Consider the following 24,409-nt stretch of genomic DNA (forward strand, 5'->3'; position numbering starts at 1 on the left):
AAGGCGCGCGGCATTGGTCGCGGCCTGCGCCCTGCCGGGCACGACTGGCGCTCTGGCACAAGACACCGCAGCCCTTTGTCCCCCCGCAACGGGCGGTGAACAGGCCTATACCGGCGTCACCTTTACAGGCCGCACGGGATACCTTGATCGCGCTACGCTGGATCGCATCTCGGGCTCTGTCGCGGGGTGTTCGATCGCGCGCACCACACCTGATCTGGGTGCGCGGCTGGTGAACGCGGCCTATCAGGCCTATCCGGCACCTTTGGCTTTCGCACGTCCGGCGGGTCGTTCCGGTCAGACAATGATCGTCGAACTGGTCGAGATTACCTACGGCGCGGTCAACGTAACGGGCAATCAGACCACGCGCGCGGATTATGTCCGGCAGCGTGCGGGTGTTGTGCCGGGCGGACTGGCGGATGTGGCCCAACTGGAATCGCGGCTTGCTGCCGTGCCAGAGGTCGAGGACATCCGGGTGGACGCCGATCTGACGCCCGGCGCGCAGGTTGGCACGTCAGACCTGACGCTGGCCGTGACGGAACCCGCGAAACCTTATTCCTTGGTCACCACGCTGGATAACTACGGATCAGATGCGCAGGGACAGCTGCAGGCCGGCGTCTCGGCCCGTTGGAACAGCCTGACGGGGCGTCGTGATCCGCTGTCGCTGTCTGCCACCATCGCGAAAAGCAAAACCGCTATCGCCGTGTCCTATGACACGCCGATCAACGGGGTGGGCACGCGGCTCAGCTTCAACGCGAGCCTTGACAGCGGGACCGTGTCCGCAGGCCTTCCGGCGACGATCGGGCTGCGCACGGAAACCCGCAGCTTCGGTGTCACAATGCGCCACCCGCTTCGCGCGGATGAGCAGCGGGTGGACCTGCTGACCGGGTCGCTTCAGCGAACCAAGGACAAAGCCGTGCTGTCGGGCTTTACCCTGCTACAGCAAGACGTGACCGAGGTGCGGCTGGGCATGACCCATATCCGTCGCTGGCCGGGCAAGGCGGTGCTGACCGTGTCGCACGGCATCGGCTTTGGCAAAAACCGTGATGCTGTGGCGGGCACGACGGAAACCTTCCGCGCCTATTCCGGCTTTGCCTCTTTGGTCTACAAGCTCAGCGACACGCTGACAGCCAGCACTGAAATCGGCTGGCAGGCGACAGGTGACATCATGCCGTCGTCGCTGCGATTTGGCGTGACCGGGCCGTCCGCGGCGCGTGGGTTTGCGACAAACGACGGATCTGCGAATTTGGGCTACTACACGCGCAATCAGCTGAACCTGACGCTGCAAAACCAGCCGGACTGGGGGCAGGTCACGCCCTATGCCTTCCTTGATGCGGGCGAGGGCTGGGAAATCGTCGGCGGCACGTCGCGTCGGCAGGGCCTGCTGGCCAGCGTGGGCGCGGGGCTGGGCATTAGTTTCAAGAACGGCGCGGGACTGGACCTTTGGGTTGCCAAGCCGGTTAAGACAAACGCGGCCACGACGTCACGGTCTGCGCAAATCGGGGTAAGGTTCGCATGGACGTTCTGAGGGCGCAGTGGGTCCGCAGATTCGGCGCGGCTGTGGTTGCGGCTTTTGCCGTCGCGCAACCGGCGCTGTCGCAGGATACGCCGGCGCCCGCGCAGAACGGTACGCAGTTTCGGGACTGGACGCTGGCCTGTCGGGCCGTCGCGATCAACGAAACCTCCTGCGTGCTGAACCAAGTGCTGGTGAACGCCGCGGATCAATCGTTTCTGGCCGAATTTGGCGTGTCGCTGCAGCCTTCAGCCGATGGGCCACTGGCTGTGTTGGTGATGCGCGTGCCGACCGGAGTGATGCTGCTGGCACGCCCCGCCGCCGAGGTCGACGGAGATGCCGACAATCAGATCAGCCTGCAATGGCAAAGCTGTGACGAACGCTTTTGCGCCGCCAGCGCTATCCTCGCGGCCGAAGACACCGCCAAGCTACGCGCTGGCCAAAGGGCCATCGTCGGCTATCAACCCTTGGGCAAAGCAGAGCCATCGGTGTTTCAGGTTTCCCTGCTGGGCATCACTGCCGGCATGAACACGCTGGAGGACGCGTTGGAATAGCGCGCCTCAGGCTTCGGCGACGATTGCGTTGCGCAGCGTGCCGATCTGCTCGACCTCGACCTCGCAGACATCACCGGGCTTCATCCAGAGCGGCGGCGTGCGCGCCATGCCGACCCCGGCAGGCGTACCGGTGACGATCAGATCGCCGACCCGCAGCGTCATGATCGCCGAAAGCTTTTCGATCAGCGTGGCGACATCATAGATCAGCAGTTCCGTATTGGCATCTTGGACGATCTCGCCATTCAGGCGTGTCTGGATACGCAGGCCAGATGCCCCGGCGGGCAGTTCGTCCGCAGTCACGAAATCCGGACCCATCGATCCGGTCGCGTCGAAGTTCTTGCCCAAGGTCCACTGGGGCGTGGCCATCTGGAAATCGCGGATCGAACCGTCGTTGAAAAGGGTATAGCCCGCCACGTGGTCCAAAGCCTCATCCTTTGGCACGCGGTGCGCCTCTTTCCCGATGACGGCGACAACTTCGCCTTCATAGTCGAAATCACCCGAGGCGGCAGGGCAGACCAGATCGCCTTCGTGAGGCACGAGAAGGTCGTTAAAGCGCACGAAAACAGTAGGGTAGGGCGGTGGTGCGTGGTTCGTTTCAGCCGCATGATCGGCGTAGTTCAGACCGACGCAAAGCACCTTGCCAGCCTTCTGAAACGGAAGGGCGGGGGTAATGCCATCTTCGTCGATCAGGTTGGCGGCGGACAGAACTTCGGCAGCTTTGGTCCAATTACCGGATCGGACCAGCGCATCCATATCGCCGGGATAGCCGGGGTCGTCTTGCATCAATCCGCGCAGCCCTTCGTCCGTGCGCAGGCCAAGCCCCGGTTTTCCATTCTTGGTAAAGGCAAAAAAGCGCATCCCGTCCTCCTTAGTTTCGGGGCAGAGATACATATCCCACCGGCCAAGACAATCCCGGGGGACGCGCGTTCATATCATTTGCGAGGATACGCATCGCGCATCGGGCGCGAATGCAAAGGCCCCTCCCGCGCGTGGGCGCGGAAGGGGCGGTGCGGGGGCTATTAGCCGCCGTGCTTTTGGATCAGCGATTTCGCGTGATCGATCAGGGCCTGACCGTCGATGTCCTTGGACTTCATGTCCTCGATCCAACGGGCGGTGACCGGCTTGGCCTTTTCCTTGAAGCGCGCGACTTCTTCGGCGGGCAGCTGAATAATGTTGTTGTTGGCACCGACCGCGATTTCACGCGCGGGGGCGTCCGCATCCCACATCACCTGCGACGCGAATTCTGCCAGCTTCATGCCAGACTCACCGTCGATCGCCGCCTTCACATCGTCGGGCAGGCTTTCGTACTTGTCCTTGTTCATCACCATGATGATCGTCGCGGTATATAGCGCCTCATCCCCCGAAAATTCGGTGTGATTGCTAACCAGTTCCGACACGCGGATGGCAGGCGTCACTTCCCACGGGATAACGGTGCCGTTGACGACGCCCTTGGACAGCGCTTCGGGGATCGCGGGCAGCGGCATGCCGACGGGCACGGCGCCCAGTTCGTTCAGCATGTCGTTGATCACGCGGGTCGGGCCACGCAGCTTGACGCCTTCCAGATCATCGACCGAGGTGACGGGCTTGTCGGTGTGCAGAACGCCCGGGCCGTGAACCCATGCACCCAGCACTTTGACGTCGCTGTATTCGCCGTTCTGAAGGTCAGTCTCCACCAGTTCCTGAAACGCCTTCGAGGTCGCGACCGGGTTGGTCATCATGAAGGGCAGTTCGAACACTTCGGTTTTGGGATAGCGACCGGGGGTGTAGCCCACCACGGTCATCACGATATCCGCAACTCCATCGATCGCCTGATCGATCAGTTCCGGCGGACGCCCACCCAAGGACATGGCGTCGTAATGTTCGATCTTCAGCTTGCCGTCCGACGCCGCTTCGACCCGTTCGGCCCAAGGCTTCAGGATCTTGGCAGGCACGGTAGCCACGGGCGGCAGGAACTGGTGCAGCCGAAGCGTCACGTCCTGCGCAAAAGAAGCCCCGGGCAGCATCCCGGCAGCAAGGGCCGCAACGGCCACGGTTTTAAGAAATCCCCGACGGATCATGACATCTCCTCCATTGTCATTACTCGGTTGGTTTAGTTCAGCGTCATCGGCAGGCTAAGGGGCCCGCGGAATCCGAATCCCCGGAACACGACCTTATCCGGTTCGGGTAGGGTCATGTTCGGGAAACGATCGAAAATCATCGGCAGCAGGATCTGCGCCAGCATCCGTCGGGCAATGTGGGTGCCCTGACAGAAATGTGGCCCGTTCCCAAAGGCTTGGTGTGGGGCCTTGGGCCGGAAGATGTCGTAATTCTCGGCCTCTCCATAGACCTCCTCATCGCGGCAGGACGAAGCCTGGATCGACATCACGACTTCGCCTTTTGCGATGGCATGACCACGGATTTCCGTGTCTTCCATCACAAGGCGAGAGCTGGCTTGAATCGGTGCCACCCACCGCACGCCTTCCTCAAAAGCTTTGTCCCACATCTCGTCCTTTACGCAGGCCTCTAGCTGATCTGGATTTGTGAACAGACCATAGAGGATCGTCAGGAAGGCATCGCGCGGTTCATTGATGCCGCCGCCGATGGCGATCTTGATGTTGGAATAAATCTGGGTGGTCGGGATGGGATCTTCGGCATTCACCATGGCCGACAGGGCGGAGGCATCTGGGTCGGCTTTTACCCGTTCGGCGCATTTGTCGAACAGGGCGTTCATTTCGATGTTGGCCGCGTCGGAGAGTTTGTACAGTTCGGGCACATTGCCGAAGTTGCCAGCGCCATCGATCAGGATCTGCGACCAGCGCACCATCTCTTCGTCGGTCGCCTCGGGGATGCCCAGCAGATGCGTCAGGCATCGCGCGGCGTAAGGCGCGGCCAAGTCGGTGAACAGGTCGACGGTTTCACCACGGGGCAGGCGGCCCACGTAGTCTTCGGCGACCTTGGTATAGATCTCTTGCCAGCAGCCGCGGATATTCTTGGGCGAAAAGGCTGGCGCCATGGCGTTGCGTTCGCGCTGGTGCGCCTCACCATCTTTGCGCATCAGGGTCTGCGCCTGGAAGGCGCGCGCCATCGGCGTGCGCGGATCGTCCGAACTGAAAAGTTCCCAGTTTTCCTTGACGTACTTGGTGTCGGCCGCCTTGGTCAGCAGGATCCGGTTGACGCTTGGCACGCGCAGCACCGGCGCCTCGGCCCGCAGCCGCTTGTACAGTGGATAGGGGTCGTCGGTCAGCTGTGCGATTGTGATGGACGTGTCTACAGGGACGTCTGAACGGGTCAGCGTTGCCATTCTGCTTTCCTCCCAGAAGCAAATCGTTGAAAAACCTAGCGGCCTTGTCGTTATCGGGCAATTCGATATTCTTAATAGTGCCTATTAGGAATTTCGATTGGAGGGGTGATGGCCAACCCGCGTCTGAACCTTGATGTCGCCGCCCTGCGCACCCTGCGCGCGGTCTATGCCAGCGCCAGCTTTTCCCGCGCCGCAGAAAGCCTTGGCGTCGCCCAGCCGACCGTCAGTTACAACATCGCCCGACTGAGAGAGGTGTTCCAAGATCCGCTGTTTGTCCGGCAGGGCGCACAGATGGTGCCCACCGACCGCTGCATCGAGATCGCAGAGGAGGTGTCCGAACTGGCCGATCGGTTCGAGGCTTTGGTGGCCCCGCAGCAATTTGAACCAGCGGTGGCGAACACTCAGGTCGTGATCAGCTGCAATTACTACGAACGCATTGTCATCATCCCGACGCTGGTGCGGATGCTAAGGCGTGAAGCCCCGGGCATCCGTATCCGCATCATCCCGTCGACCGTCTATGGTCAGGAACAGCTAAGCCGGGGGGAAAGCGATATCTTGATCGGCCCAATCGCGGTGGAGAACGAAAACTTTTTCCGCCGCAGCCTGATCCGCGAAACCTATTACTGCATCATGGACCCGGATAATCCGCTGGCCACGTCAATGACGCTGGATGCCTACGTCGCGGCCCCGCAGGTCATCGTGAACTACGGCGGGTCGTTCCGGTCGCGGTTCCTGGTCAACATGGAGGCGATGGGGCTAAGCCCGAACACGGCGATGGAAATCCCGAGCCCTTCGGAACTGCCCGATCTGCTGCGCGGAACGGACCTTATCGCCACGGTCCCGTCGCGCGTCGTGCAGCACTTTGGAGAATCGGTGGCCAGCGTGCCACTGCCGCTGGAGGCCGAGATCAATATCACGATGAGCTGGACGCCACGCACGCACCGGTCAGCGCCGCATAGTTGGATCAGGGATCGCATTGCGCAGGTGGCTTCCGGACTGGGGTAGGCGGAAACGAAAAAGACCACCCGAAGGTGGCCTTTTCGATCACTCCGAAACCGGAGGAAATTGGAGCGGGCGAGGCGATTCGAACGCCCGACCCTAACCTTGGCAAGGTTATGCTCTACCCCTGAGCTACGCCCGCTTCCTTGGGTAGGGAGCGTTTATAAATTCCGCCCATCAGGTGCAAGCGCTTTTTTCGAGCACCAGCAGATTTTTTCGCGGCGACCGTCCGCCCTTGTCTTGAGCCGCGCAAATCCGCCGACTACCACAAGGCAGGGCGGTATTTTTCGTCCACCGCGAGCGTGCTTGCGGGCAGTGCTTTTTAACGTTGTCCCTTCTGAATGTTGATAATTTAAGGAATGTCGTTTGCGACTTTTGAAACTGGCGGCTCTGAGTGCGCCGATCTTTGCCACCGCCTGTACTTTTTTCATAACAGCGGGCGAATTCACCTTTCGGGGCGATACGATCAAAATCCGGGGCGAAGTCCGAAGCCGGGCCTTTGATCCCGAAGGCTCCAAAATTTGGTACTACGTCATGTACGAAGGTGAAAGAATCTCCTGCGATGGCACCGCGGATGGGTGCCGCCAAGTGCTGGAAGACGAATACGATGATATCGTCGCCAGGGTACGGGCGGCAGAGCGCGCAGAGAATAGGGACGGCCCGACCGTTGCTCCGCCACCGGTCGCAGTTCCGGGTGGGCCAGTTGTTGCCCCAGGAGGCGGCGGCGTAGGCGCACCGGGTGGCGCGACCGACGGGTAGTCTATGCGTCGTCCTGCGGGACTTGGGTCAGGCACACCTGCGCGGATTGCGCGGCGGCGTTTGATCTTGGTCCGCGCTGGCCTGAGCGTGTTAAACGCGGTAGGAGCCGAAAGACTTGGTCATTGCGAAATGGAGCGCGCCGAATGACGACAGACAGGCCCGGTAAATCTTTGCGCCGAACATTGATCTTGGGGGGCGCCTTCGGCCTGACGCTGACCGCATGCACGTCACTGAAGGACACCGGGCAGACCTTCACGGTAGATGGGGTGACGCACACGGTCTATGCCGTGGTCGACCCGGCCACTGGCGAACAAGAGCTGCAAGTTCGCTATCGCAACTTTGTCATCTTCTGCGGTGATATGGCATCCTGCCCCGAAGATATCGCGTTGCAGAAAAGGTTTATCGATCTGGTGTATCGCGGGGAACCCTGACACCGGCCCGAAGGCCGGTGCTTTAGCGATCAGCTTTCGAATTCGATCAGCAGGTCCTTGGCGTCGATCTGTCCGCCTGCCTGAACGTAGACGGCCTTGACCACCCCGTCCCGGTCGGCGTGCAGGCCGGTTTCCATCTTCATGGCCTCGATGGTCAACAACAGGTCGCCTTCTTTGACCTTTGCCCCTGCCGAAATCGCCAACGACGCCACCACGCCCGGCATGGGCGCCGCCACATGGGCCGGATTCGTCGGATCGGCCTTGGGCGCAGCGGCTTTGGAGCCTGTGGCCTTGCGATCGGGTACACGTACGACGCGCGGCTGGCCGTTCAGTTCAAAGAACACCCGAACTTCTCCGTCGTCCTGCGTCGTCCCGACGGTGACGAGGCGAATTTCTAGCGTTTTGCCGGGATCGATTTCAGCGGTGATCTCTTCTTCGGGCTGCATGCCATAGAAGAACGTCAGGGTCGGCAGGGTGCGGACCGGGCCGTACATCTCGTGCCGGGTGGCGTAATCGGTGAAGACCTTTGGATACATCAGGTAGCCGTTCAGGTCTTCGTCATCGATCTCGGCCCCATTCAGCGTCTTGCTGACCTCGGCCCGTTTTTCTTCCAGATCGACCGGGGCCAGATGTGCGCCGGGGCGGTCGGTGTTGGGCGCTTCGCCCTTCAGCACCTTCTTGACGATCCCTTCCGGGAAGCCGCCCGGAGGCTGACCAAGGTTGCCCTTCATCATGTCGATGACCGAGTCGGGGAAGCTGACGTCCTTGTCCGGGTTTTCAACATCCGCGCGCGTCAGGCCCTGAGAGACCATCATCAAAGCCATATCGCCCACAACCTTGGACGATGGTGTCACCTTCACGATGTCGCCGAACATCTGGTTCACGTCTGCATAGGCCTGCGCGACCTCGTGCCAGCGCTCTTCCAGCCCCATGGACCGTGCCTGTGCCTTCAGGTTGGTGAACTGACCGCCGGGCATTTCGTGCAGGTAAACCTCGGACGCCGGGGCTTGCATGCCGGATTCGAACGCGGCGTATTGGCCGCGCACGGCCTCCCAATAGTTCGAAATCTCGCGCACGGCGGCGATGTCGATACTGCTGGCGCGGGGGCCATATTTCAGCGCCTCAAGGATCGACCCGAAGGTCGGCTGGGACGTATTGCCCGACAGCGCATCCATCGCCGCGTCCACGCAATCCACGCCAGAGGCAGCCGCCGTCAGGATCGTCGAGATTGCCGCGCCAGAGGTGTCATGCGTGTGGAAGTGGATCGGGATGTCCACCGCGTCTTTCAGCGCGGGGAACAGCACCTCGGCCACGGGGGCGGTCATGATGCCAGCCATATCCTTGATGCCAAGGACATGGGCGCCCGCCTTCTCCATCTCTTTCGCCATTTTGACGTAGTACTTGATGTCGTACTTGGCCCGCGCCGGGTCCAGCGCATCGCCGGTGTAGCAGACCGTGCCTTCGCAGATCTTGCCAGAGGCCTGTACCGCATCCATCGCCACGCGCATGTTTTCGACCCAGTTCAGGCTGTCGAACACGCGGAAGACATCGACGCCGGTTTCAGCGGCCTGACGCACGAATTCCTGCACCACGTTGTCGGGATAGTTGGTGTATCCCACCCCGTTCGACGCCCGTAGCAGCATCTGCGTCAGGATGTTGGGCATCTTTTCGCGAATGTCGCGCAGGCGCTGCCACGGACATTCCTGCAAGAACCGATAGGCCACATCGAAGGTCGCACCGCCCCAGCATTCAACACTGAACAGCGGCGACAGCTTCTCGGCATAGGCGGGTGCGATCTTAATCATGTCGATCGATCGCATCCGTGTTGCCAGCAGCGACTGGTGCCCGTCGCGCATCGTCGTGTCGGTGAACAGCAGCTCTTTACTGTCTTTCATCCACTTTGCGACCGCCTCGGGACCATCCTTGTCTAGCAGGGTGCGGGACCCGGCGGGGACGTTCCCTTCAAGCGGCGGAATGCGCGGCGGCTTCAGGTCCGGGTGGGGCATCTGGCGGCCCTGCACCTCGGGGTGACCGTTCACGGTGATGTCGGCGATATAGGTCAGAACCTTGGTGCCCCGGTCGCGGCGTTGTTTGAAATCAAACAGCTCTGGCGTCGTGTCGATGAACTTGGTCGTGTACTGGTTCGACAGGAAAGTCGGGTGTTTCAGCAGGTTGATGACGAAGTCGATGTTCGTGCTGACACCGCGGATACGGAATTCGCGAAGCGCCCGGTCCATCCGGCGGATCGCCTGTTCCGGTGTCGCCGCCTTTGCCGTGACTTTCACCAAAAGCGAGTCGTAGTACCGCGTGATGACACCGCCCGCATAGGCCGTGCCGCCGTCCAGACGGATGCCCATACCGGTGGCCGAGCGATAGGCGCTGATCCGGCCATAATCTGGGATGAAGTTGTTGGTCGGATCTTCGGTGGTGATCCGTGTCTGCAGCGCGTGGCCTGTCAGCTTTACATCGTATTGCGAGGCCTTGCCCGTCGCCTCGGCCAGCGTCTTGCCCTCGGCGATCAGGATCTGCGCTTGAACGATGTCGATGCCCGTGACCTCTTCGGTGACGGTGTGTTCGACCTGCACGCGGGGGTTCACTTCGATGAAGTAGAAATTGCCAGTTTCCATATCCATCAGGAATTCGACGGTGCCCGCGCATTCGTAATTCACATGGGCACAAATCTTGCGGCCCAATTCGCAGATCTCTTCGCGCTGTGCCTCGCTCAGGTACGGGGCAGGGGCGCGTTCAACGACCTTTTGGTTCCGGCGCTGGACCGAACAATCGCGTTCATACAGGTGATAGATGTTGCCATGCCTATCGCCGAGGATCTGAACCTCCACGTGGCGCGCACGTGTGATCATCTTTTCCAGATAGCCTTCGCCATTGCCAAAGGCGGCCTCGGCTTCCCGGCGGCCTTCCAGAACTTTTTCCTTCAACTCCTTGGCGTTCTCGATGGGCCGCATCCCGCGGCCACCGCCGCCCCAAGAGGCCTTGAGCATCAGCGGAAAGCCAATCTCTTCCGCCTCTTTTGTGATCGCTTCGAAATCATCACCCAGCACGTCTGTTGCCGGGATGACGGGCACGCCCGCCTCGACCGCGACTTTGCGGGCGCTGGCCTTGTCGCCAAGGGCGCGCATGGTTTCGGCCTTGGGGCCGATGAACCGGATACCCGCCGCGTCACAGGCATCCACGAAATCGGGGTTTTCGGACAATAGGCCATAGCCCGGATGGATCGCGTCGGCACCGCACATCTTGGCGACGCGGATAATCTCTTCGATGCTGAGGTACGCGGCGACAGGGCCCAGACCTTCGCCGATCTTATAGGCTTCGTCCGCTTTAAAGCGGTGCAGGCCCAGCTTGTCCTCTTCGGCATAGACAGCGACGGTCTTCTTTCCCATCTCGTTGGCGGCGCGCATGATGCGGATCGCAATCTCGCCCCGGTTGGCAACAAGGATTTTCTGGAAGTCGGCCATCGGTCACTCCGTTTAAGAAATTTCCGCACAGCAAACGATATGCCGCGACGCGGCGCAAGGGGGGAATTTGAAGATTGCAAAGCCTTAAGAATGTGAATTGCAAATTCTGCAAATGTGTCGCACGTGCAGATGTCGCATGGGGGCTCTGCCCCCCGTCCTTCGGACGTCCCCCGAGGGTATTTATCAACCAGAAGAAGAGGTTGGCCAAAGCCTGCTGCGAACCTCGGGCGGTGTGGTGATCCCCATCTGGATCAGGCCTGAGGTCATGTCTTCGGTCAGGATATGGCTAACGTGTGCGGCACCTTTGGCACCAAAGCTGGCAACACCCCAAAGCCAAGGGCGGCCCAGCATTATGAAATCCGCGCCCAAGGCGATGGCCCGTAACATGTCGAGGCCCGAGGTCACGGCCCCATCGAAGATCACAGGAAAATCCGGACCAAGTGCCTTGCGCACCCGTGGCAGGGCATCCGCAGACCCCGGCGCGCCATCGAACTGCCGGCCCCCGTGGTTCGAAACCCAGATCGCGTCAAATCCCAGATCGCGCAGCATAACCGCTTCTTCCGGGACAAGGACGCCCTTGGCCACGATCGGACCCTCCCAAAGATCGCGCAGCACTTTGAATAACTCGGGATCTGGCGCCGCATGTGGGGCAAGGCCGACGTGACGGGCGGGCGTATGAGGAGAGGTGTATTTCGCCAGCCCCCGCACGCTTGGAACGCCAGCGCGCGCCACGGCCAATGACCAGTGGGGGCGCAGGACAGATTGCATGAACAGGCGCGGTGTGATGGCGGGCGGGGTCGTCAGGCCGCCGCGGCGTTGACGTTCGCGGCGGGACGGGCCGGGCACATCGACCGTGAGGACCAAAGTGTGAAACCCTGCCGCCTTGGCGCGGGCCAGCAGGTCCTTGCAGTGGTCCATGTCGCGCGGCGGGTACAGCTGAAACCAACCCTGTTCGCCGATGTGGGGCGCAAGATCTTCGACCGATGCCGCAGCCACGGTGGACAGACCAAAGGGCAGGTTCTGGCTGACGCAATGCTGGGCCAGCGTGACCTCGGCCCCCGGCCAAAACAGGCCGGTCATCCCAACGGGGGACACGCCCCACGGCCGATCATACGTCCGCCCCAACAAGGTGGTCGTCAGGTCAGGCTCAGTCCGTCCTTTCAGCACGGCGGGCGCAAGAACCACATTGTCCAGCGCCTCTCGGGACCGGCGGATCGCGCTGTCTTCGCCCGTGCCACTATCCAGATATTCCCATGCGAAATGGGGGATGCGGCGGCGAGCACGGGCGCGCAGGTCGGGTAAGGTCGGGTGGGAAAGGTCTAGGTCCATGACGCCGGATCATTCTATTTGACCGCCCGGTAGGCAAGCGAAAAAGAGATGTGAACAAGTCGTGAACACATCTCTTCCGTTTCCGCCGCTGACACGCTATTCTGCGCCGCATGAGCAGTTTCGACGATTACGACGCCTTTGAGGGCGCATCCCTCTCCGCCCGCGCCATGGCCGCAAGCGTTTCCGCGCGTGCCATGCCCTATCTGGATGAGCTGAACCCAGCCCAACGCGAAGCGGTCGAGGCGCTGGATGGCCCCGTTTTGATGCTGGCGGGCGCGGGCACCGGCAAAACCAAGGCCCTGACCGCGCGGATCGTGCATCTGCTGAACACCGGGCGCGCGCGTCCGAACGAAATCCTTGCGGTGACCTTCACCAACAAGGCCGCGAACGAGATGAAGAACCGTGTCGGTCGAATGCTGGGCGAAACCGTCGAAGGCATGCCGTGGCTGGGCACCTTCCACGCGATCTGTGTGAAGCTGCTGCGCCGCCACGCAGAGCTGGTCGACCTGAAATCCAACTTCACCATTCTCGACACCGACGACCAGATTCGCCTGCTGAAACAGCTGCTGTCGTTGAACAATATCGACGAAAAGCGCTGGCCTGCGCGGCAACTGGCCGGGATCATCGATCATTGGAAAAACCGCGCTTGGACGCCCGAGAATGTTCCGTCGTCAGAGGCCGGGGCCTTTAATAATCGCGGCACCGAACTTTACGATCAATACCAGCGCCGTCTGCTGGAGTTGAACGCCACAGATTTTGGTGACCTTCTTCTGCACGTCGTGACGATTTTCCAGAAAAATCCCGACGTGCTTGAGCAGTACCAGCGTTGGTTCAAGTATATCCTTGTCGACGAATATCAGGATACCAACGTCGCCCAGTATATGTGGCTGCGTCTGTTGGCGGGCGGGCACAAGAATATCTGCTGCGTTGGCGACGACGACCAGTCGATCTATGGCTGGCGCGGGGCCGAGGTGGGCAACATCCTGCGGTTCGAAAAGGATTTTCCGGGGGCGAAAGTCGTCCGGCTGGAACAGAACTACCGTTCGACCGAACATATCCTTGCCGCCGCCGGGGGCGTCATTCGTGGCAACGAAGGCCGTTTGGGCAAGGAACTGTGGACCGAGGCAGAGGGGGGCGAAAAAGTTCGCCTGATCGGCCATTGGGACGGCGAAGAAGAAGCCCGCTGGATCGGCGACGAGATTGAGGCGATGCAGCGCGGCACGCGCGGCATGGCTGCGATGAGCCTTGATGACATGGCGATCCTTGTCCGCGCCTCGCACCAGATGCGTGCCTTCGAAGACCGCTTTTTGACCATCGGTCTGCCCTACCGCGTGATTGGCGGCCCACGGTTCTATGAGCGAATGGAGATCCGTGATGCCATGGCCTATTTCCGGCTGGTGGTGTCGCCGTCCGATGATCTGGCTTTTGAGCGCATCGTCAACACGCCCAAGCGGGGATTGGGCGATAAGGCCCAACAGAAAATTCAGGTCACGGCTCGTCAGAACGGCGTGCCGCTGGTCGACGGTGCGCGTATCCTACTGGCCGAAGGCGGGATCACCGGCAAAGGCGCGGGACAGCTGCGCGCGCTGGTCGATAATCTGGAGCGCTGGGGCCGCATGACAGGCCATGCAGACGTCAGCCATATCGAACTGGCGGAAATGGTGCTGGACGAGTCCGGCTATACCGAGATGTGGCAAAACGACAAGACGCCCGAAGCCCCTGGCCGGCTTGAGAACCTTAAGGAACTGGTCAAAGCGCTTGAGAACTTTGACAACCTTCAGGGCTTTCTCGAACACGTCAGCCTGATCATGGACAATGAGACCGACGATGGCGGTGCGAAAGTGTCAATCATGACGCTGCACGCGGCCAAAGGTTTGGAGTTTCCGGCGGTCTTTCTGCCGGGCTGGGAAGACGGCTTGTTCCCCTCGCAACGCTCTATGGATGAAACTGGCCTCAAGGGGCTCGAAGAAGAACGCCGTCTGGCCTATGTCGGTATCACCCGCGCGGAAAAGGTCTGCACGATCTCTTTCGCGGGTAACCGCCGCGTTTTTGGCCAATGGCAGTCGCAGCTTCCGTCCCGCTTTATCGACGAATTGCCAGAAGAACATATCGATATCCTGACGCCTCCCGGCCTCTATGGCGGGGGGTATGGAGCCGCTGCTCCCGCGGCCGAAGTGCAGTCGACCATCGATCAGCGGGTCGCCGATGCGAATGTCTATAACTCTCCGGGGTGGAAACGGATGCAAGCCCGCGCAGGCCAGCGCCCGCTCAGCCAGCCGCGTGAAACACGCGCCCAAACGATCGACGCCACAGCCATCAGCGCCTTTACCGTCGGCGACCGCGTCTTTCATCAGAAGTTCGGCTATGGCGCTGTGACAGCGATTGAAGGCGACAAACTGGACATCGCGTTCGAAAAGGCGGGTCAGAAGAAAGTCGTCGCCAAATTCGTCATGGCCAGTGACGACGTGCCTTTCTAAGGCATCCGCACACATCCCCTTGCCGCAAATATCACCGCCGGAGGCATCCTCCGGCGCCATTTGCGCGCGTTGTGGAAAACAGCCCCCCAGAAAAGAGAAAACCGCGACGCCAGGGAGGAGGAGAGGCGCCGCGGTTTCATATCACGATCACCCAGGGAGGAGGAGAGGGCGACCGATACTGTTGTGCAGTGTCCGGCGACCCCAGGGAGGAGGAGAGGGGTCGCCGGTCTTGCTATCATCGACCCAGGGAGGAGGAGAGGGCCGATGCATTCTGTGCGGAGCGTCTTACCCGACTCCGGGGATAAGTGCGGTGACATCAGGGAGGAGGAGAGATGCCACCGCTATTTACAGTCGACCCAGGGAGGAGGAGAGGGCCGCCTGATCTGAATTAGATGTTCCGGTACGCAGCTTCGTGCGCCAGCGAACGGATCATGGAACGATGCAGACCCAAGTCGCGCAGTTCGCGGTCATTCAGCGCCGCCAGCTCTGCCACACATTTGCGGTAAGCTGCGTGCTGTGCGTAACGCGCGGCCAGACCTGCCATCATCCGCGAGAAGAAGCCGCCTTCGGCGGTATGTGCGGTTTGGGTGTCGGTCAGCATTGCCATTTCATCGTACCTTTTGTCTTGTGCGTCAGGGCGGCTGCGTTGAGCGTCGGTGCCCGTCTGCGCTGTGTTGAGTTCAAATTAGGGCTCATGCTGCACTTGCACAACTTTCGATGCTGCAACGCGGCTATGCACTTGATGCATAAATTAGGTGCGCGGCGTAACGCATTGAAAAATAACAATCCGGGCCGGAATCGGTTAAAAAATCGTCAGCAAAGTTGCAACGGTTCCATAAATGACGCGGCGTCGCGAACCTACCGTCCGTGGGTGGCGCATCCCGTGTTCACCCATTATCTAGGCCTGAATCCACCCAATACGGAAAGGGATCCGCATGTCCGCCACCCGAGAATCGGTGATTGCTGCACTGCAGAAAATCGAGCTACCAGACGGAGGCACCCTTGTGTCGCGCGATATGATCCGCGCCCTGTCCGTAGAAAATGGTCTGGTCCGCTTCGTGATCGAAGCTCCGTCCCCCGAAATCGCCCGCCAGATGTCCGGTCTGCAACAAATGCTGGACCAGACGCTGCGTACGCTCGACGGAGTCGATGACGTCAGCATCGTTCTCACGGCGCATGACACGGCCCAGAAGCCGCCGCAGCTTAAGGTCGGTGGTCATCCGACCCCTCAGGCTGGGCCGATGAAGCCAGCAGGCGTCAATCGCATCATCGCCGTGGCCTCGGGAAAAGGTGGCGTAGGAAAGTCGACCGTATCGTCGAACCTCGCGGTCGCCTTGGCCAAGCAAGGTCGGCGCGTGGGGCTGTTGGATGCTGATATATACGGCCCCTCTCAGCCGCGCATGATGGGGGCCAAGGGCCGTCCGGCCTCACCCGATGGCAAAACGATCGAGCCGTTGAAGGCGCATGGCGTCACACTGATGTCGATCGGCTTTATGATAGAAGAAGACAAGGCCGTCGTCTGGCGCGGGCCGATGCTGATGGGCGCATTGCAACAGATGTTGGGTCAGGTCGCTTGGGGAGAGCTTGATGTCCTGATCGTCGATCTGCCGCCCGGCACCGGTGATGTTCAATTGACCCTGTGTCAGCGTAGCGAGTTGTCTGGCGCTTTGGTTGTCTCCACCCCGCAGGATGTCGCACTGATCGATGCGCGCAAAGCCATCGACATGTTCGCGACGCTAAAAACCCCCGTGCTGGGCCTGATCGAGAATATGTCGAGCTTTACCTGCCCCAACTGCGGACACGAGGCGCATATCTTTGGTCACGGCGGCGTCGAGGCCGAGGCGCAAAAGATGGGAGTGCCTTTGTTGGGGCAGCTGCCGATCGATCTGGAAACCCGATTGGCGGGGGACGCGGGGACGCCGATCGCTGCAGGCGCCGGGCCGATGGCTCAGGCCTATGCGCAATTGGCGCAAGGTCTGATCCGCGGCGGGATCGCGTAAACGATCCACGCGTTCGGCTGGCCCTGTTGGAGGGGGCCAGCCCCGATCCCGACCAAAACCTCACTTATATATAGAGAGGGCGGTCCGAGCGATCAGGTCCCGGACGGTTTAATTCTGTGGCGCGTGGCGTGGGGGGCGAACTCCTCAATGCAGCAGGCCGCTCTGGCTTTGCTGGCACAGAAATTGTCGTCGCGATCGGCATCGGTCTGATGTGGGCAATGCGGCCAAGCGACGACATCCCTCCGTTTTTCTTAAGATGACCAATGATGACACTCGGCTGATGCCGTTTGACGGCGTGGGCCGAGATGTCATGGGATCGACTGGGACGAGCGCCATTGGAATGCCGTGGGCAGGGGGCGGCTTCCAGCCTCCAAATCGACAATCGACTCAGATTCCAAGGATTGCGTCGTTCACGGCCCGGTGATTCGTAAGTGAATCGGCGATTTTTTAAGCGTCCCATGTCCAAAAACAGCGCGTTCACTGACCGAAGGTTAAAAAACGTTCAGAAAGTTTGGATGCCATGGGACAAGCTGGGCGTAGTTTGTCGGCTACTATATGTGGTGATCGGGTTCCTTTAGGTGAACCATATAGGCGACAATTTGCCGATTTTCAGTGGCTACTGCGTACTGCGCAAAGCTTAGGTCCCGCGTTGTCCCAAGCATTTCCTGGCAATTTTGTCTTGTTTCCCATGTAAGCCCATGCCATCCATAGAACATCAGATGGAAACGGGAACGAGGCATTAAGACCTCATAAAAAAATCCCTAGGCAGGACTCATACAGGCACCCGCTTTCATCAACTAAGAGATCCGGCGCGCGAGCGAGCAGACATCCCCCCAGATGGCGCGTGCAGTCGGACATACCCGGAGACGGGACGAGGGCGGCGGATAGGGCAGTGGCAGCAGCTCCTATCCGCCGTTTCCGTTTCAGGGCCCGGCAAGGGTTCAGTCACCGGTTAAATCGCAACTTTCGGGGGGAATGGGACAAGGGAATTGGCTTACACCGAGCGGTTCCATGGCAGCGAAGACATGAAGGTGGACAGCAAGTATCGGCTGTCCGTCCCTGCAGACTTTCGCCGTGTCCTCGAAAGCCAAGACCCCGATTGGACCCCCGGCAAAGCGCCCCGCATGATGCTGTTGACCGGCCCACGTCTGGATGGATTTGTCGAAGGCTATTCCATTGACTCGATTGCGGAAATCCAAGACGCCCTGTCGAATTCCCCAAAGGCCGACCCCAAGTTCAAAGCCCTGCGCAACCACTACATCCACTCCGCCGTCTCGGTGACGGTCGATGAAACTGGCCGGATCGTCGTGCCGCAGAAAGTGCGCGACAAGCTGGGGCTGGGCAAAGACGAATACGTGACTTTCCTAGGTGACCTGAAAACCTTCCAGTTGTGGAAGCGCGACGATTACCAGGCCAAGTTCGCAGAAGAAGCGGACGTTCTGGGCGACGATTTCGATCCCGACGCCGCGATGGACGAACTGCTGTTCGCAGCAACCCCGACAGAGGCGCCGTAACCGATGGTGGCAGGCGGCCAATCCCCGGACGCGCCCCATATTCCGGTGCTGTTGCGCCCCTTGTTGGAAAAGGTGGCCCCGGTGACCGGTGTTTGGCTGGACGGAACCTTTGGGGCGGGCGGCTATTCCAAAGGTTTGCTAGAGGCGGGCGCTGACAAGGTGATCGGCGTCGATCGCGATCCGCTGGCGCTGGACATGGCGCGTGCCTGGCAGGGCGACTACGGCGATCGTCTGGTCATCCGTCAGGGCAACTTTGCCGATATGGACGAAATCGCAGGCGAACCCTTGGACGGTGTGGTGCTGGACCTTGGCGTAAGCTCCATGCAGTTGGACTTGGCTGAACGCGGCTTCAGTTTCATGAAGGACGGCCCTTTGGACATGCGTATGAGCCAGGATGGTCCGTCCGCTGCCGATCTGGTCAATACGATGGCCGAAGGCGATCTGGCCGATGTGATATTCCTTTATGGTGAAGAGCGCGCCTCCCGCCGTATCGCGCGCACTATCGTCAAGGCCCGTGCGGATGAGCCGATCACCACGACCCTGCGTCTGGCCAATCTGGTGGAATCCTGTCTGCCCCGCGCCAAACCGGGGCAATCCCACCCCGCGACCCGTACCTTTCAGGCGCTGCGCATCGCGGTGAACGACGAATATGGCGCGCTGGCCGAGGGGTTGGAGGCCGCCGAGCGTGCGCTGCGCCCCGGGGGTATGCTGGCTGTCGTAACGTTCCATTCCGTCGAAGATCGGATGGTCAAACGCTACCTTCAGCAGGCGTCGGGCGGCGGCGGGCGGGCCAATCGCTACGCCCCAGAAGCGCCCGAAGACCGTCCACGCTTCGAGATCGTCAATCGTAAGGCCACCGGCGCCGACGATGATGAGCTTGCCCAGAACCCGCGCGCCCGGTCCGCCCGGCTGCGCGTCGCCCGCCGGACCGAAGAACCGGCAGGTACCATCGACCGTAAATCCTTGGGGATGCCCGTATTTCAGGGGAAACTGCTATGAAGACCTTGCTATACATTCTGTCCTTTGCCGCCCTCATCGGGCTGGGCTTTTGGGCCTATCAGGAAAACTATCGCACCAAACAGATCGTGGACGAGACAGAGCAGTTGCAGCGCGACATCGCCTCGGCCCGTGCGCGACTGGGGGTTTTGCGCGCTGAATGGGCGTATCTCAATCGGCCCGACCGCCTGCGTGAGCTGGCCGAGCTGAATTTTACGCCCCTCGGGCTGATGCCCATCACGCCGGATCAATTCGGACGGTCTGATCAGGTCGATTACCCCGTTCAGGAGCCGCGGCGTCAACTGGATATCCAGAACCCGATCGATGTGTCGACCATGTCGATGGAAGGAGACCGGCCATGAGCGATACGCCCCGCCGCATCCCCCTGCGTCCGCTGGCCCGCATCCTTGATGCGCGGCAAAAGGGCGAAAACCCCGATGCGATCGAAAAGGAAAATCTGCGCCTGCGGCACGAGGAAATGCGTGACCGTGACCGTACCCGGGCCGAAGGTCGTATCCTTGTGCTTGGCGCCATGTTCGCGCTGGCCTTTGCCACGATCGGCATCAAGATGTGGGTCGTGGCGGAGTCTGAACCGGCCGAACCGCGCACATCCATTGCCGGGGCCTCTATTGTGGCGCAACGCGGCGATATCGTGGACCGCCATGGTAGGGTGCTTGCCACGAACCTTGATACCTACGCGCTGTATGCGCACCCGCACCAGATGGTCGAACCCGAACGTGCCGCGCGCGAACTGGCCAAGATTTTTCCTGACCTCAACGAAGAGCGTCTGACCAAGGATTTCACCGGCAACCGTCGGTTTGTATGGATCCGCCGTAAGATCAGCCCGGAACAGCGGCAGGCCGTCCATGACCTAGGTGAACCCGGTCTGCTGTTCGGTCCCCGCGAAATGCGGCTGTACCCGAACGGGGCTGTTGCCGCGCATATTCTTGGCGGTGCGGGCTATGGCGAAGAGGGCGTGCACGCCGCCGAAATCAAGGGCACGGCTGGGATCGAGCGAAAGTTCGACGATTACCTGACCGACCCGGCCAACGGTGGCAAACCATTGCAACTGTCGCTTGACCTGACCGTGCAGGCGGCGTCGGAACAAATCCTCTATGGCGGAATGAAGGTGTTCAACGCCAAGGGCGCGACCTCGATCCTCATGGACGTGAAAACCGGAGAGATCATTTCGATGGTCTCGCTGCCTGACTTCGATCCCAATGATCGCCCCGCGCTGCCCACCGAAGGGCACCCGGATGACAGCCCGCTGTTCAACCGTGCGGTGCAGGGGGTCTATGAACTCGGCTCGACCTTCAAAATCTTTGCCGCCGCACAGGCGCTGGACCTTGGCATCGCGCGTCCTGAAACTATGGTGGATATCCGCGGTCCGATCCGTTGGGGCCGCCATTCGATCCGTGATTTCCACTGGTACGGCAACGAATTGTCCGTCTCCGAAATCATCATCCAATCGTCCAACATCGGCACCGCGCGTCTGGCCGAAAAGATCGGGATCGAGCGGCAGAAGCAATTCCTCGCCGACCTAGGTCTGTTTGAAGCCACGCCGGTCGAACTGATCGAAGCGCCGGGTGGTGAGCCACTGATTCAAAATCAATGGTCTGAACTGACGACGATGACCGTTTCCTTCGGGCACGGTATTTCGGTCAGCCCGCTTCATCTGGCAGCGGCCTATGCGACGATCGCAAACGATGGCCAACGCGTCCGCCCGACCTTGCTGAAGCAAAGCCAGCCAGCCGAAGGCCCACAGGTGATGTCGAAACCCGCAGCCCGTCAGGCGCAGCAGATGCTGCGTCAGGTGGTGACCGAAGGCACCGCATCCTTCGCGCGGATCAAGGAATACGACATTGCGGGCAAAACGGGCACGGCGGACAAGCCCAAGCCGACCGGCGGCTACTATAAGGACAAGGTGATCGCCACGTTCGCGTCGATGTTCCCGGCCCATGATCCTCAATATGTTTTGATCGTGACGCTAGACGAAGCGGTCGAAACCTCAGGCAAGGAACCGCGCCGCACCGCAGGCTGGACCGCCGTGCCGGTTGCGGCCGAAATGGTCACCCGGATCGCCCCCTTGCTTGGCCTGCGGCCCGAGATTGCACAGGCTCCTCTCACTGGTATAACGCTGACATCAAACTAAGCCGGGAAGGCAAAAGATGACGTCAGAGACAGGGCAGACCCGGACACTCCAACAGCTAGGCCTGTCCGCCATGGGCGGGCGCGACGTGCAGATCACCGGCATTGCTGTCGACAGCCGAGAGGTGAGGGATGGCTATCTGTTCGCCGCCATGCCCGGCACGCGGATGCACGGCGGAGAGTTCATTCAATACGCCCTGCGGCAGGGGGCGGTTGCCATCCTGACCGACGCCGAAGGCGCGCGGATTGCCGAGGCCGAGATCGCCGAACACAGCCCTGCCGTCATCATCGCAGAAGACCCCCGTCAGGCGCTGGCAGGCACCGCCGCGCTGTGGTTCGGACAGCAGCCGCGGGTCATGGGGGCCGTAACTGGCACCAACGGCAAAACCTCCGTGGCGACCTTTCTGCGTCAAATCTGGATGTTGCTGGGACGTGAGGCTGTGAACCTTGGCACCACCGGGGTCGAAGGCAGCTATTCCGCCCCTTTGATGCACACCACGCCCGAACCCATCACGTTGCACCGCACCTTGGCAGAGCTTCGCGAAGCCGGGATCACCCATGCCGCGATGGAGGCCTCGTCCCACGGGCTCGCGCAGCGACGGCTGGATGGCGTTTACCTCAAGGTCGGGGCCTTTACGAACCTGACCCAAGATCACCTCGACTATCACCATGATTTCGAGGAATATTTTCACGCCAAAGCGGGTCTATTCACCCGCGTTCTTCCGCCCGACGCTGGCGCCGTGATCAACATCGACGGGATGCGCGGCACGGATATGGCCGAGATTGCGGCTGATCGTGGTTTGGATGTCCTGACCGTCGGCACCAGCGAAGAAGCCGAGTTGTGCATTCTGGGCCGCCGCTTTGACGCCGACAGTCAGACCATCCGCTTTTCGTTCGACGGCGACATCCATCAGGTCAATCTGAACCTGATCGGCGGCTTTCAGGCGGAAAACGTGCTGGTTGCCGCCGGGATGGCCATCCTTGCGGGCGAAGACGCGGATCAAGTGTTCAATGTACTGTCCGCGCTCGACACGGTGCATGGCCGGATGGAACTGGCGGCGCGGCGTGCGAACGGGGCTGCGGTCTTTGTCGATTATGCCCATACGCCTGATGCCATTGCCACCGCGCTCAAGGCGCTGCGCCCGCATGTGATGGGCCGACTTGTGGCGATCATCGGGGCAGGGGGCGACCGCGATCGGACCAAACGGCCCCTGATGGGCGAAGCCGCTGCAGAACACGCCGATGTGGTGTTCGTCACCGACGACAACCCGCGCAGCGAAGACCCCGCTGCCATCCGTCAGGCCGTCATGCTGGGTGCCCCCGACGCGACCGAGGTCGGCGACCGGGCCGAGGCGATCCTGCGCGCCGTCGACGCTCTTGGCCCCGGTGACGCGCTTCTGATCGCGGGCAAGGGGCATGAGACGGGCCAGACCGTGGGCGAAACCGTGTTCCCCTTTGATGACTGCGAACAGGCCAGCGTGGCTGTCGCCGCTTTGGACGGCCACCTATGAGCCTTTGGACAGCAGACGAGGCCGCGCAGGCAACCGGCGGGCAGACCTCGGGCGATTGGCAGGCCAGCGGCGTGTCCATCGATACCCGCACCCTTCAGCCCGGCGATCTTTTCGTCGCCCTGCAAGCCGCCCGTGACGGCCATGATTTCGTCGCGCAGGCCTTGGAAAAAGGGGCTGCCGCTGCCCTTGTCTCCCGCGTGCCGGATGGCGTGGCGCCCGATGCGCCGTTGCTGATCGTCGATGACGTCTTGCGCGGATTGGAAGCCTTGGGGCGCGCGGCGCGTGCCCGGATGCAGGGCAAGGTTGTTGGCGTCACCGGGTCGGTTGGCAAAACCTCGACCAAGGAAATGCTGCGCACTGTGATCGGCGGGCAGCGCAAGGTCCATGCCGCCGAAGCGTCTTATAACAACCACTGGGGCGTTCCCCTGACGCTGGCCCGTATGCCGCGCGACACCGAAGTCGCAGTGATCGAAATCGGCATGAACCACCCCGGAGAGATCGCGCCACTGTCGCGTCTGGCCCGTCCGCATGTCGCCATGATCACAACCGTGGGCACCGCGCATCTTGAGGCGTTCGACAACATCGAAGGGATCGCCCGGGAAAAGGCGTCTATCTTCAGTGGCTTGATGCCCGATGGCTGGGCTGTCGTGAACGGTGATCTGGAAACGACCCCGATCCTGACCGCCGCTGCGAAGGACGCGGGCGCAAAGGTTCTGACCTTCGGTGAGGCGCCTGCGAACCACCACCGCCTGATGAAGGTCGACATCATCGACCAGTCTACGGTTGCCGAAGCCCGCATCTGGCGTGCTGCAGCCCTGTTCCGTGTGTCCGCCGCCGGACGCCATTACGCTCTGAACGCTTTGGGCGTGCTGGCGGTTATTCAGGCGCTTGAGCTGGACCGCGCACTGGCCTGTGCTGATCTGGCGCAATGGTCCCCGCCCGCTGGTCGGGGCATGCGTGAACGGCTTTTGCTGGACCCCGTGGATGAGCACATGGCGTTCGAATTGATCGACGACGCTTTTAACGCCAACCCGGTGTCAATGGCCGCGTCGCTTGAGGTGATCGCAGCAGCCAAGCCGCGCAATAACTTGGGCCGTCACGCCCGTGGACGTCGGATTGCCATCTTGGGTGAGATGTTGGAGCTGGGCCCGGACGAGATTGCCCTTCATGCGGGTCTTGCCGATTTGCCGTCCATGGAAAACCTGGACGTGGTGCATTGTGTCGGTGATCGCATGAAAGCCCTGTACGAAGCTTTGCCGCCCGAAAAACGTGGCCGATATGCCAAGAAGGCAAGCGATCTGGCCGACAAAGCCCCCCGGTTGGTGGACGCAGGCGATGTCGTGCTGGTCAAAGGCTCCAAGGGCTCCAAAGTCAGTCTGGTTGTTGACGCGCTCAGGAAATTGGGCCATCCCGCAGCCGATGGTTGAG

The 24,409-nt window shown here is 61.1% G+C and carries 19 protein-coding genes and 1 tRNA gene; 13 read left to right on the top strand and 7 right to left on the bottom strand.

Annotated features, from left to right (window positions below; genetic code table 11):
- Nucleotides 1-13: 13 nt before the first annotated feature.
- Nucleotides 14-1,525 carry a ShlB/FhaC/HecB family hemolysin secretion/activation protein gene (locus ACI3GR_RS03005; protein ID WP_407492484.1) on the top strand — a complete coding sequence of 504 codons (1,512 nt, stop codon included), beginning with the start codon at nucleotides 14-16 and terminating at the stop codon, nucleotides 1,523-1,525.
- Nucleotides 1,513-2,064 carry an invasion associated locus B family protein gene (locus tag ACI3GR_RS03010; RefSeq protein WP_407492486.1) on the top strand — a complete coding sequence of 184 codons (552 nt, stop codon included), beginning with the start codon at nucleotides 1,513-1,515 and terminating at the stop codon, nucleotides 2,062-2,064. Before ACI3GR_RS03005 ends, ACI3GR_RS03010 begins: the two co-directional genes overlap by 13 nt.
- A gap of 6 nt (nucleotides 2,065-2,070) precedes the next feature.
- On the opposite strand, the gene ACI3GR_RS03015 is transcribed toward ACI3GR_RS03010, so the two are convergent.
- The 3 genes from ACI3GR_RS03015 to ACI3GR_RS03025 all read right to left on the bottom strand — a co-directional run bounded on the left by ACI3GR_RS03015 (nucleotide 2,071) and on the right by ACI3GR_RS03025 (nucleotide 5,344).
- Nucleotides 2,071-2,922 carry a fumarylacetoacetate hydrolase family protein gene (locus ACI3GR_RS03015; RefSeq protein ID WP_407492487.1) on the bottom strand — a complete coding sequence of 284 codons (852 nt, stop codon included), beginning with the start codon at nucleotides 2,920-2,922 and terminating at the stop codon, nucleotides 2,071-2,073.
- Between the two features lie 161 nt (nucleotides 2,923-3,083).
- Entirely contained in the window at nucleotides 3,084-4,121 is a 1,038-nt protein-coding gene (locus ACI3GR_RS03020; RefSeq protein WP_407492488.1) for a TRAP transporter substrate-binding protein, read from the bottom strand.
- A 32-nt stretch (nucleotides 4,122-4,153) separates the two neighbouring features.
- Entirely contained in the window at nucleotides 4,154-5,344 is a 1,191-nt protein-coding gene (locus tag ACI3GR_RS03025) for a cytochrome P450 (protein ID WP_407492489.1), read from the bottom strand.
- A gap of 108 nt (nucleotides 5,345-5,452) precedes the next feature.
- Between ACI3GR_RS03025 and ACI3GR_RS03030 the strand changes: the two genes are divergently transcribed.
- Nucleotides 5,453-6,349, top strand: a complete 897-nt coding sequence (locus ACI3GR_RS03030) for a LysR family transcriptional regulator (RefSeq protein ID WP_407492490.1) — start codon at nucleotides 5,453-5,455, stop codon at nucleotides 6,347-6,349.
- Between the two features lie 61 nt (nucleotides 6,350-6,410).
- Here the strand turns inward: ACI3GR_RS03030 and ACI3GR_RS03035 are convergent.
- Nucleotides 6,411-6,485, bottom strand: a tRNA-Gly gene (locus ACI3GR_RS03035).
- Nucleotides 6,486-6,709: 224 nt separating this feature from the next.
- Here ACI3GR_RS03035 and ACI3GR_RS03040 point away from each other — a divergent pair.
- Together ACI3GR_RS03040 and ACI3GR_RS03045 are read left to right on the top strand one after the other, a co-directional pair.
- Nucleotides 6,710-7,102 carry a hypothetical protein gene (locus ACI3GR_RS03040; protein ID WP_407492491.1) on the top strand — a complete coding sequence of 131 codons (393 nt, stop codon included), beginning with the start codon at nucleotides 6,710-6,712 and terminating at the stop codon, nucleotides 7,100-7,102.
- A 143-nt stretch (nucleotides 7,103-7,245) separates the two neighbouring features.
- On the top strand, nucleotides 7,246-7,533 hold the full coding sequence (locus ACI3GR_RS03045) for a hypothetical protein (protein WP_407492492.1): 288 nt from the start codon (nucleotides 7,246-7,248) through the stop codon (nucleotides 7,531-7,533).
- A 29-nt stretch (nucleotides 7,534-7,562) separates the two neighbouring features.
- Here the strand turns inward: ACI3GR_RS03045 and ACI3GR_RS03050 are convergent, their stop codons facing one another.
- Together ACI3GR_RS03050 and ACI3GR_RS03055 are read right to left on the bottom strand one after the other, a co-directional pair.
- Complete coding sequence (locus ACI3GR_RS03050; RefSeq protein WP_407492493.1) at nucleotides 7,563-11,006, bottom strand: pyruvate carboxylase; 3,444 nt, start codon at nucleotides 11,004-11,006, stop codon at nucleotides 7,563-7,565.
- Nucleotides 11,007-11,189: 183 nt separating this feature from the next.
- Nucleotides 11,190-12,335, bottom strand: a complete 1,146-nt coding sequence (locus tag ACI3GR_RS03055; RefSeq protein WP_407492496.1) for an alpha-hydroxy acid oxidase — start codon at nucleotides 12,333-12,335, stop codon at nucleotides 11,190-11,192.
- A 110-nt stretch (nucleotides 12,336-12,445) separates the two neighbouring features.
- Between ACI3GR_RS03055 and ACI3GR_RS03060 the strand changes: the two genes are divergently transcribed.
- The gene (locus ACI3GR_RS03060; protein ID WP_407492499.1) at nucleotides 12,446-14,812 is read left to right on the top strand and encodes an ATP-dependent helicase; all 2,367 of its coding nucleotides are present in this window, start codon (nucleotides 12,446-12,448) and stop codon (nucleotides 14,810-14,812) included.
- Nucleotides 14,813-15,200: 388 nt separating this feature from the next.
- On the opposite strand, the gene ACI3GR_RS03065 is transcribed toward ACI3GR_RS03060, so the two are convergent.
- Entirely contained in the window at nucleotides 15,201-15,413 is a 213-nt protein-coding gene (locus ACI3GR_RS03065) for a DUF1127 domain-containing protein (protein ID WP_407492501.1), read from the bottom strand.
- Nucleotides 15,414-15,747: 334 nt separating this feature from the next.
- Here ACI3GR_RS03065 and ACI3GR_RS03070 point away from each other — a divergent pair, with 334 nt between their 5' ends.
- The 7 genes from ACI3GR_RS03070 (at nucleotide 15,748) to ACI3GR_RS03100 (ending at nucleotide 24,408) form a co-directional block, all read left to right on the top strand.
- Nucleotides 15,748-16,812 carry an Mrp/NBP35 family ATP-binding protein gene (locus tag ACI3GR_RS03070; RefSeq protein ID WP_407492503.1) on the top strand — a complete coding sequence of 355 codons (1,065 nt, stop codon included), beginning with the start codon at nucleotides 15,748-15,750 and terminating at the stop codon, nucleotides 16,810-16,812.
- A gap of 989 nt (nucleotides 16,813-17,801) precedes the next feature.
- The gene (locus tag ACI3GR_RS03075; RefSeq protein ID WP_407492504.1) at nucleotides 17,802-18,326 is read left to right on the top strand and encodes a division/cell wall cluster transcriptional repressor MraZ; all 525 of its coding nucleotides are present in this window, start codon (nucleotides 17,802-17,804) and stop codon (nucleotides 18,324-18,326) included.
- 3 nt (nucleotides 18,327-18,329) lie between these two features.
- Nucleotides 18,330-19,325: a 16S rRNA (cytosine(1402)-N(4))-methyltransferase RsmH gene (gene rsmH, locus ACI3GR_RS03080; protein ID WP_407492506.1), complete on the top strand. Its 996-nt coding sequence runs from the start codon at nucleotides 18,330-18,332 to the stop codon at nucleotides 19,323-19,325.
- Nucleotides 19,322-19,684: a cell division protein FtsL gene (gene ftsL, locus ACI3GR_RS03085; RefSeq protein WP_407492509.1), complete on the top strand. Its 363-nt coding sequence runs from the start codon at nucleotides 19,322-19,324 to the stop codon at nucleotides 19,682-19,684. The genes rsmH and ftsL overlap by 4 nt, the downstream gene beginning before the upstream one ends.
- A complete protein-coding gene (locus ACI3GR_RS03090; RefSeq protein WP_407492511.1) occupies nucleotides 19,681-21,474 on the top strand; it encodes a peptidoglycan D,D-transpeptidase FtsI family protein in 1,794 nt (597 codons plus the stop codon). The genes ftsL and ACI3GR_RS03090 overlap by 4 nt, the downstream gene beginning before the upstream one ends.
- Before the next feature lie 16 nt (nucleotides 21,475-21,490).
- The gene (locus tag ACI3GR_RS03095; RefSeq protein ID WP_407492514.1) at nucleotides 21,491-22,981 is read left to right on the top strand and encodes a UDP-N-acetylmuramoyl-L-alanyl-D-glutamate--2,6-diaminopimelate ligase; all 1,491 of its coding nucleotides are present in this window, start codon (nucleotides 21,491-21,493) and stop codon (nucleotides 22,979-22,981) included.
- A complete protein-coding gene (locus ACI3GR_RS03100; RefSeq protein ID WP_407492516.1) occupies nucleotides 22,978-24,408 on the top strand; it encodes a UDP-N-acetylmuramoyl-tripeptide--D-alanyl-D-alanine ligase in 1,431 nt (476 codons plus the stop codon). The genes ACI3GR_RS03095 and ACI3GR_RS03100 overlap by 4 nt, the downstream gene beginning before the upstream one ends.
- The last annotated feature ends 1 nt before the right edge of the window (nucleotide 24,409 follow it).

The sequence above is a fragment of the Pseudooceanicola aestuariicola genome, from assembly GCF_045763785.1.
GTDB lineage: Bacteria > Pseudomonadota > Alphaproteobacteria > Rhodobacterales > Rhodobacteraceae > Pseudooceanicola.

Bases quoted from the DNA above. Each gene is read 5' to 3' on its own strand.
- ACI3GR_RS03060 (WP_407492499.1), top strand. From the start codon at position 12,446: ATGAGCAGTTTCGACGATTACGACGCCTTTGAGGGCGCATCCCTCTCC.
- ACI3GR_RS03010 (WP_407492486.1), top strand. From the start codon at position 1,513: ATGGACGTTCTGAGGGCGCAGTGGGTCCGCAGATTCGGCGCGGCTGTG.
- ACI3GR_RS03095 (WP_407492514.1), top strand. From the start codon at position 21,491: ATGACGTCAGAGACAGGGCAGACCCGGACACTCCAACAGCTAGGCCTG.
- ACI3GR_RS03070 (WP_407492503.1), top strand. From the start codon at position 15,748: ATGTCCGCCACCCGAGAATCGGTGATTGCTGCACTGCAGAAAATCGAG.
- ACI3GR_RS03045 (WP_407492492.1), top strand. From the start codon at position 7,246: ATGACGACAGACAGGCCCGGTAAATCTTTGCGCCGAACATTGATCTTG.
- ACI3GR_RS03030 (WP_407492490.1), top strand. From the start codon at position 5,453: ATGGCCAACCCGCGTCTGAACCTTGATGTCGCCGCCCTGCGCACCCTG.
- ACI3GR_RS03100 (WP_407492516.1), top strand. From the start codon at position 22,978: ATGAGCCTTTGGACAGCAGACGAGGCCGCGCAGGCAACCGGCGGGCAG.
- ftsL (WP_407492509.1), top strand. From the start codon at position 19,322: ATGAAGACCTTGCTATACATTCTGTCCTTTGCCGCCCTCATCGGGCTG.
- ACI3GR_RS03050 (WP_407492493.1), bottom strand. From the start codon at position 11,006: ATGGCCGACTTCCAGAAAATCCTTGTTGCCAACCGGGGCGAGATTGCG.
- ACI3GR_RS03065 (WP_407492501.1), bottom strand. From the start codon at position 15,413: ATGCTGACCGACACCCAAACCGCACATACCGCCGAAGGCGGCTTCTTC.
- ACI3GR_RS03090 (WP_407492511.1), top strand. From the start codon at position 19,681: ATGAGCGATACGCCCCGCCGCATCCCCCTGCGTCCGCTGGCCCGCATC.
- ACI3GR_RS03025 (WP_407492489.1), bottom strand. From the start codon at position 5,344: ATGGCAACGCTGACCCGTTCAGACGTCCCTGTAGACACGTCCATCACA.
- rsmH (WP_407492506.1), top strand. From the start codon at position 18,330: ATGGTGGCAGGCGGCCAATCCCCGGACGCGCCCCATATTCCGGTGCTG.
- ACI3GR_RS03015 (WP_407492487.1), bottom strand. From the start codon at position 2,922: ATGCGCTTTTTTGCCTTTACCAAGAATGGAAAACCGGGGCTTGGCCTG.
- ACI3GR_RS03020 (WP_407492488.1), bottom strand. From the start codon at position 4,121: ATGATCCGTCGGGGATTTCTTAAAACCGTGGCCGTTGCGGCCCTTGCT.
- ACI3GR_RS03055 (WP_407492496.1), bottom strand. From the start codon at position 12,335: ATGGACCTAGACCTTTCCCACCCGACCTTACCCGACCTGCGCGCCCGT.